This window comes from Bacillus cereus group sp. N8, from assembly GCF_016483685.1.
Taxonomy (GTDB): Bacteria; Bacillota; Bacilli; order Bacillales; family Bacillaceae_G; genus Bacillus_A; species Bacillus_A proteolyticus.
In genome coordinates, this window is the sequence record NZ_JAEHBK010000006.1 from 1 (window position 1) to 11,714 (window position 11,714).

Consider the following 11,714-nt stretch of genomic DNA (forward strand, 5'->3'; position numbering starts at 1 on the left):
ATTGAAATGTTGGCACAAAAAAGAGATGTGCGTGGAACCATTCTCCATTCAGATCAGGGATTCCAGTACACATCTCATGCCTACAACAAACGACTTTTTGAGTTAGGTATCATTGGCAGCCACTCTCGCAAAGGAAACTGCCATGATAATGCCTGTATCGAATCATTTTTCTCCCATTTTAAATCGGAGATGTTGTATTTGAATCATTTTAAAACAGAAGCGGATTTAATACAAGCAATTGAAGAATATATTTACTTTTATAACTATAAACGGTTCCAAAAACGACTCAACCATCGAGCTCCGATAGAATATCGAGTCTCGATGGCTGCTTAGTCTTTTTAATACTGTCTACTTGACAGGGATAATACCATTTTCGGTCTTTTTTTATTATGGAAATTAATTCCTTGTAGCTGGTACAATTAAGTTATAAGGAGGAGATTATTATGACTATATATAAAAGGTTTAGTTTGATTATGTTCCTCGTATTATCCCTCAGTTTGTTTATTAGTACAACGATGAAATTTCACTTTGTAGTAGGTATTCTATGGATATTATGTACATGTACTCTCTTTCTATATATTCCGCTTCGTTTTCAACAGGAAGTACCTGTCTTTCAAAAATACGTAGCATGGATTAAAAGTGGGGGAAGATGGGGGGAGTAAAAGTATATCAGCGATTATTAGAATATATCGACCGCAACCCAAAATATATCAGCGATTATTAGAATATATCGACCGCAACCCAAAATATATCAGCGATTATTAGAATATATCGACCACAACTGAAAATATATCAGCGATTATTGAAATATATCGACTTACTGACAAAAACTGACAACGATAGCAACTTAATAATAAAAAGAGGCAGTCCCGAAATTTGGGGACTGCCTCTTTTTTGTATAACGATTAATGAATATCACGTTTCTTGAAATTACCACCTTTTACTTCTGCTACGTCATAAACTGTAATAAAGGCATTGGGATCAATTTCATTAATAAGGTCTTTCATTTTACTTTCTTCTAAACGGTTAATTACACAAGAAATTTCTTTAAATTGCTCTCTTGAATAACCACCATAAACTTCATTGTATGTTGCGCTTCGGCCTAAACGATCGCGAATTGTTTCTACCATTAATTCAGGCTCTTTTGTGATAATTTTAAATGTTTTCGAACCACTTAAACCAACTTCAACGATATGAATCACTTTCGAAGCAATAAAGTAAGCAATTGCCGAAAGAATAGCTCCTTGAAGACCGAATACTGTTGATACGAAAATAAACACGAACATGTTTAAGAATAAAATAAGGTCACTCGTTCCAAAAGGTAACTTGCGAGAAAGTAATACAGCTAGCATATCGATTCCATCTAATGCTCCGCCGTTACGTAATGCTAGTCCCATACCGAAACCGATAATAATACCACCAACAACTGTAACAAGTAGTGTATCGCCTTCAATAATAGTTGGTATTCCGTGCATGACAACGGTACCTATTGCTAATGAAGCAATCCCGATGATGGAATAAATTGCAAAGCTTTTACCGATTTGCTTATATCCTAACCAAACGAAAGGAATGTTAATAACTGCGATTAGAGCCCCTAATGGCAATCCAAATAATCTTGAACTAACGATACTTAAACCAGTCACACCACCGTCTGATACGTTATTTGGAATTAATACCGCTTCTAATCCGTATGCTGTGATAAATGCCCCAATAATAATCATCAAAGCTTTTGAAGCAATTTTTAGCTTATTGGGCTTGTTTTTGATAATTTTCTCCATGTAATTTCCTCGTTTCAAACTAGTTTCTTATTTGTTACGTAATTCACACCAAATTTCATTTTAACATTTAATTTGAAAAAATTCTCCTTTAATGGATGTATGCAGGGAATATTATCACCATATTATCTTTAAAATATTTTTGAAATGAGTATAAGAAATCCCATCCTTTCAAAGGATGGGAGGCTATTAAGAAATTATAAAACTAAGTACGGATAGGAGTAAAAAGAATCCTAAAATGGACCCGCAAACTTTCATATGACGTTTACGTCCCATTACAACAATTGCAACATATTCACGAATCATTGCATTAGGCCAGTAATAAAACGCAGTTTTGGATCCAATTCCTTGGCTATTCAGGCCAGCTTGTCTTGCATATATACCAGCGCGGAAAAGGTGGAAATTATTTGTTGTAAAAATACTTCTATACTTACCTTCAGGTTTTAAAGAGTCCATAATTTCTTTAGAGAACGACATATTTTGATATGTGTTTACAGAGCGATTTTCTTGCACTGTATGTTCAAGAGGAATTCCTTTTTCAACCGCATAATTTTGCATCGCTTCTGCTTCAGGAAGCCCTTCATCTGGACCTTGTCCACCAGAGAAAATAATTGTTGGTGGTGTATTCACAGCTGCTTGTTTCCAATAAAAGTCGATAGCTTTATTAATGCGGCTTGCAAGTAACGGTGGTACTTTATCATTAATTAAGCCACTGCCAAGAACGATGATAAAATCTTGATTACGTCTCGGTCTATTAAATTGGTATAGAAAATATGCTGTTAAGAAGTTAGATACGTGTATAAAGAAATATACGGTCATAAGAGAAATACCAGCGAAAATAGGCCTTAAATGTGATGAGAATAAACTTGCTGGATCTATAATAGGGAGTAACATCAAGAATAAAATCCCTAAAGCAGCAATGAGTGTTAAACAGTTAGTGAAACGTCGCCCTTCGCGTTTCATTAAAATTCTAGCATTAAGAAATAATCCAAACATTAAAGCAACAATACCGAAAGGAATCATAATGATAAGTGCTAAAAAGGGTAAAAATATAATGTAACGCAAGACAGCACTATCTGAGTTCAAAGATACGATCACGCAAAAAAGAAGGAAAAAACAGATAAAGGCATTAAATAAAAAGCCGTTTATTATTTTTCGCGGATCTTTTAAATACGAGATAAGAAAAATAATAAACAATATAAGAGGAATAATTCCGAAATACATAAATATAGTACACCTCAATTTGTATAATAATTTGACATATATTCTATATTACATGATTTTATAATTGGAAATTAAAGAAAAAGGATTTTGAATTTTCTTAATAAAATACATGGATGCATATGATAAAATGTATTTAAGGCGATATATTAAAAGTAAAATGGTTGAAGAGGCACTCGATAGAGTGTCTTTTCTTTTTTGTATGTAATTGTGCATATTATATTTATTTTCAAATGAAGAGGATTAAAATATAAGTTGTAGACAGACTTTATAAAGCAGAATTTTGTACAAGCATTTCCCTCTACTTTTTTGTATCTAACAATCGTATAACAATAAATAATTCTGTTTTATAGTGTCTGTTTATGAAAAGTGTCTTCTTTGAGGGCACTTTTTGTTTTTTAGTGGAGATGAGTTTTTACTGTTGACATAGTGGGAAGTATCTATACTAAACATTAGCAATCTTCCGTATAAAGATTATCAATTTACTATATATTCCAGTGGTGTTAAGTTAAATATGAAAGGCTTTCTTTTTCAAAATATTACCCCTAATAAATTTTTGGAAAAGTCAACTGTCTCTAAACTTGTCATTCGTGCTTAGCAAAAAAGAATCCTGCTGGATTCTTTTTTTGTTCGACATAATATGACAAATTACATTTTTTTAATTTGTTATATTGTTAAATAGTTATTATGGAAAAGAGAAGGGGACTTAAGTATGGGATTTAAAAAATTACTTTTAACAGGTGCAATTGTTGCAACTACAGCATTTACTTCAATTGGGACGGCGCAGGCAAGTATAGAGTTTAAAGATGTTCCAAACAATCATTGGGCTTATAAGGCAATTATGGACTTAGCAAATAAAAACATTGTTGCTGGATATGGAAATGGGATTTTTGGATTTGGTGATGATGTAACTCGTGAGCAAGTTGCAGCCCTTATGTTCCGTCAATTAAAGCCAGCAGTAAAAGAACAGTATAATAATCCGTATAAAGATGTTACTGATCGTTCTACTCAGTTTAAAAAAGAGATTCTTGCTTTAACAGAGATGGGTGTATTTGCCGGAGATGGCACAGGGAACTTTAGACCGAAAGATTCGTTAACTCGCGATGAAATGGCACAAATTTTAACAAAAGGGTTCCAATTGCAAATAAGAGGGGATCATAATTTCCCGGATGTAGATAGAAATGGATGGGCGAATCCTGCGATTACTGCAGTTAAATCAAATTATATTACAGCTGGAACTGGTGATGGTAAATTCGCACCTAGAATGCGTGTAAGTCGTGAGCAATACGTTCAGTTCTTATATAACGCGACATTACCGCTTGAAGAAAGACCAGGAGCAAATCAAGAACCAAAGCGCTTTGCTAATTGTAAAGAAGCAAATGATGCTGGGGTTTACGATATTACAAGAGACAGTCCGTATTACGGTAAGCATTTAGATCGTGATGGTGATGGAATTGCTTGTGAGAGAAATAAGAGCGGTAAATAAGAAAAAGCACTCAGCTGGAGTGCTTTTTCTTATTTACACATGCTATTTTTTTAGGCGATTCTCATAGAATGGGAGTAACGGAATGAAAGTAGGTGACAAAATGCCAGCTATTGTTGAAGGTGTTATTATTGAGAACTGTAACGGGACAATTAACTTAGGTGATAAATATAACGTACATCCGATTGAAAAAACGAAAGCTTATAACGGATCGGGATCTTCAAATACCGGATTAAATGTGAGAACATTCAGTGGTATTAGTACGGCGGATGTAAGGGATAACGATGTGTATGACCAAGTAATTCAATCTACGTTATAATTTTTATATGTAAAATTGCATAAAGTGATGTATTTGCCTTGTGATACAATGGAGTTGTTAGTGATACTTCTTTATCATAGTTGTTAGATTAGAAATGTAGCATCGTATCAAAAATCATACGTAAAATAAAAAATACACTTCAAACGAAGTGTATTTTTTTATTTTAGTGATACCCTTTAGCAGAGTCTTTATGAATTTTATCTTTAAATATGCTGTAGCTCCAAAGTTGATATCCAATAACGATTGGTACCATGACCATTGCAACGAAGAACATAATTTTCAAGTTTAATTCACTACCTGCTGCGTTGTATAACGTTGTGCTGTATGCGTCGTTAATACGTGATGGTAACATTCTTGGGAACATACCTGCAAAGCCAGTTGTCATAAACATTGCGATTGTTAAGCAAACGAATGTGAATGCAAGGCCGATTTTATGTTTGTACACCATAATAAGTGCGAGTACACTCATTAACATTGCAAGTACTGGAAGAATAAATAGTACAGGATATTCCGTAAAGTTTTGGAATAAGTTTGTGCGATTTGCAGTTGCTACATAGAAGATAGCTAAAATGATAGCAGCTGCCATTGAAAACGGTCTTGCGATTTTATAAGCACGATCAGATACTTCACCAGTCGTTTTAATCATAACCCAAAGAGCACCAGATACGACGAATATAGCGGTGAAGAAAAGACCACCTAAAATACCGTAATGGTTTAGTAAGCTAAGTAAGTTTCCTTCATAACCGTTTTTTCCGATTTCTAGTCCGTAATATAGATTAGCGAATGTAACACCGAATAAGAAGGCGATTAAGAAACTACCAATTGTAAATGCCCATTTACAAGTTTTTTGCCAAATTGGTGAATCGTCTTTGTGCATAAATTCAAGTCCAGCAGCACGAGCAAATAGTGCAAGTAATACTAAAAATAGTGGTGTATATAGGTAACTAAACATATTTGCATATGTGATTGGGAAGGCAGCAAATGTTGCACCACCAGCTGTAATTAACCATACTTCATTACCACCCCAGAATGGGCCGATAGCTTCTTGTAATTGATTTCGTTCTTGTCGGTCTTTCGCAACGAATGGGAAGATCATTCCGTTACCGAGTGCGTAGCCATCAAGAATGAAGTAAACTGTCCAAATTACGCCCCATAAACCGAACCAGATGATTGCAAGCATATCATGAGACATGAGCTGTACCTCCTTCAGTAGTAGGCTCTTCTAATGCAGCTGGTCCTTTTTTTGCGAACTTCAGCATTAAGTATACGTCTGCAATTAAAAGTAAAGTGTAGAACAATATTAAACTAATTAATGAGAACCAAATTTGTGGAACTGATATAGGTGATACAGATTCTGCTGTACGCATTAGTTTATAAACTGTCCACGGTTGACGACCTACTTCAGCGACAATCCAACCAGCGTTAATTGCAATGTATGGGAGTAAGACAGACCACATTGTAATTTTTAAATAACGTTTTGAGTTTTCTAGTTTTCCTTTACGGTTTAAATAGAAACCGTACCAAGTTAATGCCATAAAGAACATGCCAAGTGCAACCATTAAGCGGAAGCTATAGTACACGAGGTTAACGTTTGGACGATCTTCTTTCGGAATATCTTTTAGACCAACAATTTCTCCATCAAATGAGTTTGTATAGAAGAAACTTCCGAGTTTTGGAATTGTAAGTAATTCAAAGTTCTTTTCATTTTTCACATCAGGAATTTGAATGATTGAGAAACCTTGCCCTTTTCCAGTTTCCCAAACTGCTTCCATCGCAGCTCCTTTAGCTGGTTGATACTTAGCTGCTGATACACCGGATTGATGTCCCATAAAAGGTGTAACAGTTGCGGCGAATAAGCCTAACATTAAACCAAACTTAAATGATTTTTTGAAGAAAGCGACTTCATTTTTACGTAATAAGTGATAGGCACTAATTGCCATAACGAAGAAAGCACCGACAATATAACAACCAATTACAGTATGGAAGAACATATTCCATGCATATGGATTTGTAACAAGAGCCCAGAAATCATTTAATTCAGCGCGGCCGTTACGTACTACGTAGCCAACAGGATTTTGCATAAAACCGTTTGCTGTAATAATCCAAAGTGCGGAAATATTTGTTCCAAGTGCAACCATCCACATACAGAAAGCACGGAACTTTGGTGAGATTTTGTCTTTCCCGAATAACCATATTCCCATGAAAGTAGATTCTAAGAAGAAGGCAACGAGTGCTTCGATTGCGAGAGGTGATCCGAAAATATCTCCCATATATTTGGAGTACTCAGACCAGTTTGTGCCAAATTGGAACTCCATCGTAATCCCGGTTATAATCCCCATTACGAAGTTAATTGTAAATAATTTACCCCAGAAATTTGCCATTTTGCGGTATGTTGGATTCAATGTGCGGGCGTATTGAGTTTCCATACATGCCACTAAAATAACAAGTCCGATTGTCAAAGGTACAAATAAAAAGTGATAAAAAATAGTAATTGCAAATTGAAAACGACTCAGTAACAGAACGTCGGACATAATAAATATTCACTCCTTTTTACATTATCTACAGTTAGTTTATAGTGAGAATAGGGGTAAAGTATGTGTGACTTGTTACAAAGCTGTGTGTATATTTTGAAAGAATTATGTCGGTTATCTGAAAATATATTGCTTTTATAATAAAACAATATCCTTTTTGAGTTTTTCATATTTTGGTACACTATATATGTAATGTAAATGAGAGAAAAGAGGGTTCTTTACTATGAAGTCATTAGAAGAGATTTTACAATACAATGAAAAATTCGTTGAAGAGAAAAAATACGAAGAGTATGAAACAGGAAAATTTCCAAATAAAAAAATGGTAATTATCTCTTGTATGGATACTCGTCTTGTTGAACTATTACCGAAAGCAATGAATATGCGTAACGGTGACGTGAAAATTATTAAAGTAGCAGGCGCTGTTATTTCACATCCATTCGGAAGTATTATGCGTAGTATTTTAGTTGCTGTATACGAACTTGGTGCTGATGAAGTATGTGTAGTTGGTCATCACGATTGTGGTATGGCAAAAATTCAAGCAAGCAGTACAATTGAAAAAATGAAAGAGCGCGGCGTAACAGAAGAGAAATTAGATACACTTCGTTATTCTGGAATCGATTTAGAAAGATTCCTACAAGGGTTCTCTAGTGTAGAAGAAAGTGTAGAACATAGTGTGTCAATACTTCGCAACCATCCATTACTTCCGGGAGAAGTACCTGTTCATGGTCTTGTTATAGATCCTGACACAGGAAAATTGGATTTAGTTGTGAATGGTTACGACAATTAAGAATTTACTTTGTCATCCTTTTTATCTGGGACAGGATCAAATCCTCCTGGATGGAAAGGGTGGCATTTTAATATACGCTTACATGTAAGCCAAAATCCTTTGAATGCACCATGTTTTTGAAACGCTTCTAATCCATAATGAGAACAAGTCGGATGAAAGCGACATGTTGGTGGTGTCATCGGAGAAATGAATTTTTGATAAAAGCGTATAATACCGATAAAAATCTGTTTCATAATGGTCTCCTTTTCAGCATAGTCTTAAAGTATTATAGCACGACCGTACATAATTCTTTACTAATGTCGATTTCCGTTATATCATATTGGATATAACGGAATTAAATTAAAAGCGGGAGAGATGTTATATGCCATCAGTAGAAAGCTTTGAATTAGATCATACGATTGTAAAAGCGCCTTATGTAAGACATTGCGGAGTCCATAATGTAGGTAGTGACGGTATTGTAAATAAATTTGATATTCGTTTTTGCCAACCAAATAAACAAGCAATGAAACCAGATGTTATTCATACGTTAGAGCATTTATTAGCATTTAATTTACGTAAATATATTGATCGTTATCCGCATTTTGATATTATCGATATTTCACCGATGGGTTGTCAAACAGGGTATTATCTTGTAGTAAGCGGGACACCGACAGTTCGTGAAATCATTGATTTATTAGAACTAACATTAAAAGATGCGGTTCAAATTACAGAAATTCCAGCTGCAAATGAAACACAATGTGGCCAAGCGAAGCTTCACGACTTAGAAGGAGCACAGCGCTTAATGAACTTCTGGTTAAGCCAAGATAAAGACGAACTTGAGAAAGTGTTTGGATAAGAAGGAAAAACTGCCTGTGAAAGGGCAGTTTTTTTATTGTGTTAAGAGCGACCATGCTCTTCTTTTTTATGAAAGCATACTAGACACCCCAACATATAAAACAGAGGCAGAACCGAGAAAATAAACAAATGCTTTTGCTTTTTCCTTTTTCTTCATTTCATCAATTCCAAAAAGGATAAACATAATACTTAAAAGGATAAATACGAATGGTAAAAGCACAGAGAAGTTTGCAAAGAGGCTAAATATAGCGAGGATGAGGGCAATCGTTGCTAGTATAATTCGAATGTTCTTTAACATATAATCCTCCTTTAGAAGAACAGTATAAATGGACTAACAAAAACAATCGTAAAAAGACTTAAACCAATGCTAATAGCTCCAATTTGCTTTTGCTGTTTTTGAATGGTCTTTATTCCTACTAAAATGCCATATAAGCTAAAGAGAAAAAAATGATAGGTGAAAAGATTTGAAAGTTCATTGTAAATAAGCTGTATAAACATAGAATTAAAGTAATAAAAACGATGATTAGTTGTAAGTGTCTTATGTGCATTTTAGCGCTTCTTAAGTAGAAAGAGATAGTTACCGAGAGAAAATAATGATAATAGCAACGATTAAAGTGAATACGCCAGAAAAGAAGGAGAGTGTACTGTTTACTTCCTTTTGTTTCTGTTTTTCTTCTGCGCTCATGATGAAGGTCATAATGGATAAGGCGATGAGCATATAAGGCATTGTAGCAAGCGGATTTGTAAACATTCCAGATAGAGCAAGTGCGATGACGATAAGAGCGGATATAATTCGAAATGTTTTTAGCATACAAATCTCCCCTTTTTTTCAAAATTAGCATCTGTTTTATTGAATACTTGTAAATGCTAAATTGATCAAAATTTCATTCTATGCGTAGCGAAAGTAGTTCGATATTAAAAAGAAGAATATAAAACTAGCAACGAAAAAAAACGGAATGCTCATTGATTTTCGTCCAGATTTCAATTCATTCAGTCCTAGAATAATAAAGGAACAACTAAGGATAAAATGTACGTATGGGAGAAGTGTGAAATTATCGGTAATAAGGGAATAAGTGCAAAGAGAGAGTCCGAGAAGAGTAAGAGATCCTAAAACAATCCGTAATCCAGTTAGCATTATATAATCTCCTTTAAATAGACTATTTATCGGAATAGTTCTGAGAAGCTAAGAAATAAAGCACCAGCTCCAGCTATGAAAGCAAATATACCACTAGATTTTCTATCTTTTTTTAATTCTGCTATCCCTATAGTGAAAACCATCAATCCTAAGAAAATGAACAGGTAAGGCATAATGTCTCTGTTGCCACTGATAAAACTATAGGCTGCTATAGATAAAGCAATAAGTGAAAAAGTAATCAGCAGTCCTTTAGCATGCATGTACCTCCTTCTATTTTATATAGCTAATGATGAGAACAATCCAACTGAAAGCTCCAGCAGCAATACAAATAAATCCTGTTCCTGAATCTTTTTTCTTTATTTGTTCAATTGCGATGAGAAACATTAAAGTGCCTAATAAAAATTGTGAAAGTGGTAGAAAGTTATTTTGACCTGTATAGAGCCCAATTGCCGACATAATTATCACAGTGAGTGCGATTGCGATGCGAAGTATTCGAAGCATACTATGAGTCCCCCTTATTATTTTTCGAGTAAGGGTTATCTTCGGGCTTATCAACAGAATGTTTATATGCATAGCCTTTATTAATCGTCATGACGGAGAGTACGAGGATGACTAGGACGATTATAATACCGATAATTAATATTTTGAACATGGAAATCCCTCCTTTTCTTTATTTTACATAATTTTGTAATTGATGAAAACAATAGAAATTAAAAGGATGAAAGAAGGGTGTTACATGGAGCAGAAAAAAACATATTATATATCAATAGCAAATGGTCAAATTTCACAAGTGAAGACGGCGGATACGTATAATTTTGAGATTTCCGCAAGTGATGAGGAAATTACGGAGTTAAGAGAGTACTTTGATCAAGCATATGTAGAGGATTTAGGTTCATTTGTACGTTCTCACGTTCCATTTGTTGAGTATCATCACGATTCAAATAATGACCGATATGATGAACAATTACAAAAAGCATATAAAATGATTTATGATTTAGGAAATCATGAGACGAAAGAATTAGTCGCGCAAATGGGAATAATCAATGGATTGTAATTGGATAATATTATGCAGAAAAGCGAGAATATGCTACAATTTGTGGTAGGAAAAACTTGTAACCATCAATAGGGGAGTAATGGCATGTACAAATTTAAAGATTATTACCACAACACTGTACAATTATCGTTTGAACGTTATCCATTTTCTCCTGAGCCAAAGCATGTTTGGGTTGTATGCCGGTACGGGGATCAATGGTTATTAACGCATCATTTACGTCGCGGTCTTGAATTTCCAGGTGGTAAAGTAGAACTAGGGGAAACACCGGAAGAAGCGGCAGTTCGAGAGGTTCATGAAGAAACCGGCGGCATAGTTTCTGATTTAACTTACTTAGGACAATATAAAGTATCTGGAAAAGACAAAATAATCATTAAAAACATTTATTTTGCAACAATTAGTGCGGTAGAAGAACATACGCATTACGAAGAAACGAAAGGCTCTGTTTTATTAACAGACATTCCTGACAACATTAAAACTGATAGAAAATTTAGCTTTATTATGCGCGACGATGTATTAGCGCGTACGATGAAACATATAGAAGAAATCGGCTGTTTTACGAAGTAAAATGGCTGGTT

18 protein-coding genes and 1 pseudogene are annotated in these 11,714 nt (G+C 34.6%); 8 read left to right on the plus strand and 11 right to left on the minus strand.

Annotation, left to right across the window (positions count from 1 at the left end; genetic code table 11):
- Both JDS80_RS11380 and JDS80_RS11385 read left to right on the plus strand, forming a co-directional pair.
- On the plus strand, positions 1 to 333 hold a 333-nt coding region (locus tag JDS80_RS11380), incomplete at its 5' end, for an IS3 family transposase (RefSeq protein WP_199638459.1).
- Between the two features lie 110 nt (positions 334 to 443).
- A complete protein-coding gene (locus JDS80_RS11385; protein WP_071744394.1) occupies positions 444 to 662 on the plus strand; it encodes a hypothetical protein in 219 nt (72 codons plus the stop codon).
- A gap of 243 nt (positions 663 to 905) precedes the next feature.
- Here JDS80_RS11385 and JDS80_RS11390 read toward each other — a convergent pair whose 3' ends face one another.
- Both JDS80_RS11390 and JDS80_RS11395 read right to left on the minus strand, forming a co-directional pair.
- Positions 906 to 1,778, minus strand: a complete 873-nt coding sequence (locus JDS80_RS11390) for a YitT family protein (protein ID WP_098889434.1) — start codon at positions 1,776 to 1,778, stop codon at positions 906 to 908.
- A 186-nt stretch (positions 1,779 to 1,964) separates the two neighbouring features.
- Positions 1,965 to 2,999, minus strand: a complete 1,035-nt coding sequence (locus JDS80_RS11395) for a YdcF family protein (RefSeq protein WP_199638461.1) — start codon at positions 2,997 to 2,999, stop codon at positions 1,965 to 1,967.
- A gap of 709 nt (positions 3,000 to 3,708) precedes the next feature.
- Between JDS80_RS11395 and JDS80_RS11400 the strand changes: the two genes are divergently transcribed.
- Together JDS80_RS11400 and JDS80_RS11405 are read left to right on the plus strand one after the other, a co-directional pair.
- Positions 3,709 to 4,482, plus strand: coding sequence for an S-layer homology domain-containing protein (locus tag JDS80_RS11400; RefSeq protein WP_199638463.1), 774 nt, complete (start codon positions 3,709 to 3,711; stop codon positions 4,480 to 4,482).
- 82 nt (positions 4,483 to 4,564) lie between these two features.
- Positions 4,565 to 4,798: a spore germination protein gene (locus tag JDS80_RS11405; RefSeq protein ID WP_071744397.1), complete on the plus strand. Its 234-nt coding sequence runs from the start codon at positions 4,565 to 4,567 to the stop codon at positions 4,796 to 4,798.
- Between the two features lie 163 nt (positions 4,799 to 4,961).
- Here the strand turns inward: JDS80_RS11405 and cydB are convergent, their stop codons facing one another.
- Together cydB and cydA are read right to left on the minus strand one after the other, a co-directional pair.
- Positions 4,962 to 5,990: a cytochrome d ubiquinol oxidase subunit II gene (gene cydB / locus JDS80_RS11410; RefSeq protein ID WP_071770455.1), complete on the minus strand. Its 1,029-nt coding sequence runs from the start codon at positions 5,988 to 5,990 to the stop codon at positions 4,962 to 4,964.
- Positions 5,980 to 7,329 (minus strand): cytochrome ubiquinol oxidase subunit I, encoded by a 1,350-nt coding sequence (cydA, locus tag JDS80_RS11415; RefSeq protein WP_071744399.1) that lies wholly within the window; start codon positions 7,327 to 7,329, stop codon positions 5,980 to 5,982. Before cydA ends, cydB begins: the two co-directional genes overlap by 11 nt.
- A gap of 223 nt (positions 7,330 to 7,552) precedes the next feature.
- Here cydA and JDS80_RS11420 point away from each other — a divergent pair, with 223 nt between their 5' ends.
- The gene (locus JDS80_RS11420) at positions 7,553 to 8,116 is read left to right on the plus strand and encodes a beta-class carbonic anhydrase (RefSeq protein ID WP_000838171.1); all 564 of its coding nucleotides are present in this window, start codon (positions 7,553 to 7,555) and stop codon (positions 8,114 to 8,116) included.
- Here JDS80_RS11420 and yidD read toward each other — a convergent pair.
- A complete protein-coding gene (gene yidD, locus JDS80_RS11425) occupies positions 8,113 to 8,349 on the minus strand; it encodes a membrane protein insertion efficiency factor YidD (RefSeq protein WP_002112460.1) in 237 nt (78 codons plus the stop codon). The genes JDS80_RS11420 and yidD overlap by 4 nt on opposite strands.
- Positions 8,350 to 8,477: 128 nt before the next feature.
- Between yidD and luxS the strand changes: the two genes are divergently transcribed.
- Positions 8,478 to 8,951, plus strand: coding sequence for an S-ribosylhomocysteine lyase LuxS (luxS, locus tag JDS80_RS11430; RefSeq protein ID WP_001141371.1), 474 nt, complete (start codon positions 8,478 to 8,480; stop codon positions 8,949 to 8,951).
- Positions 8,952 to 9,017: 66 nt separating this feature from the next.
- Here luxS and JDS80_RS11435 read toward each other — a convergent pair whose 3' ends face one another.
- The 6 genes and pseudogenes from JDS80_RS11435 to ytzI form a co-directional block, all read right to left on the minus strand.
- A complete protein-coding gene (locus JDS80_RS11435; protein WP_199638465.1) occupies positions 9,018 to 9,248 on the minus strand; it encodes a DUF3953 domain-containing protein in 231 nt (76 codons plus the stop codon).
- A gap of 11 nt (positions 9,249 to 9,259) precedes the next feature.
- Positions 9,260 to 9,498: pseudogene (locus JDS80_RS32110) on the minus strand (hypothetical protein).
- A gap of 29 nt (positions 9,499 to 9,527) precedes the next feature.
- Entirely contained in the window at positions 9,528 to 9,761 is a 234-nt protein-coding gene (locus tag JDS80_RS11440) for a hypothetical protein (RefSeq protein WP_199638467.1), read from the minus strand.
- 350 nt (positions 9,762 to 10,111) lie between these two features.
- Complete coding sequence (locus JDS80_RS11450) at positions 10,112 to 10,345, minus strand: YczI family protein (protein WP_199638471.1); 234 nt, start codon at positions 10,343 to 10,345, stop codon at positions 10,112 to 10,114.
- Between the two features lie 10 nt (positions 10,346 to 10,355).
- Positions 10,356 to 10,586 (minus strand): DUF3953 domain-containing protein, encoded by a 231-nt coding sequence (locus tag JDS80_RS11455; RefSeq protein ID WP_199638473.1) that lies wholly within the window; start codon positions 10,584 to 10,586, stop codon positions 10,356 to 10,358.
- Between the two features lies 1 nt (position 10,587).
- Positions 10,588 to 10,737: a YtzI protein gene (ytzI, locus tag JDS80_RS11460; RefSeq protein ID WP_071744405.1), complete on the minus strand. Its 150-nt coding sequence runs from the start codon at positions 10,735 to 10,737 to the stop codon at positions 10,588 to 10,590.
- 84 nt (positions 10,738 to 10,821) lie between these two features.
- Between ytzI and JDS80_RS11465 the strand changes: the two genes are divergently transcribed.
- Both JDS80_RS11465 and mutTA read left to right on the plus strand, forming a co-directional pair.
- Entirely contained in the window at positions 10,822 to 11,139 is a 318-nt protein-coding gene (locus JDS80_RS11465) for a hydrolase (protein WP_071710958.1), read from the plus strand.
- Positions 11,140 to 11,223: 84 nt separating this feature from the next.
- On the plus strand, positions 11,224 to 11,703 hold the full coding sequence (gene mutTA, locus JDS80_RS11470) for an antimutator 8-oxo-(dGTP/GTP)ase (RefSeq protein WP_000276386.1): 480 nt from the start codon (positions 11,224 to 11,226) through the stop codon (positions 11,701 to 11,703).
- The last annotated feature ends 11 nt before the right edge of the window (positions 11,704 to 11,714 follow it).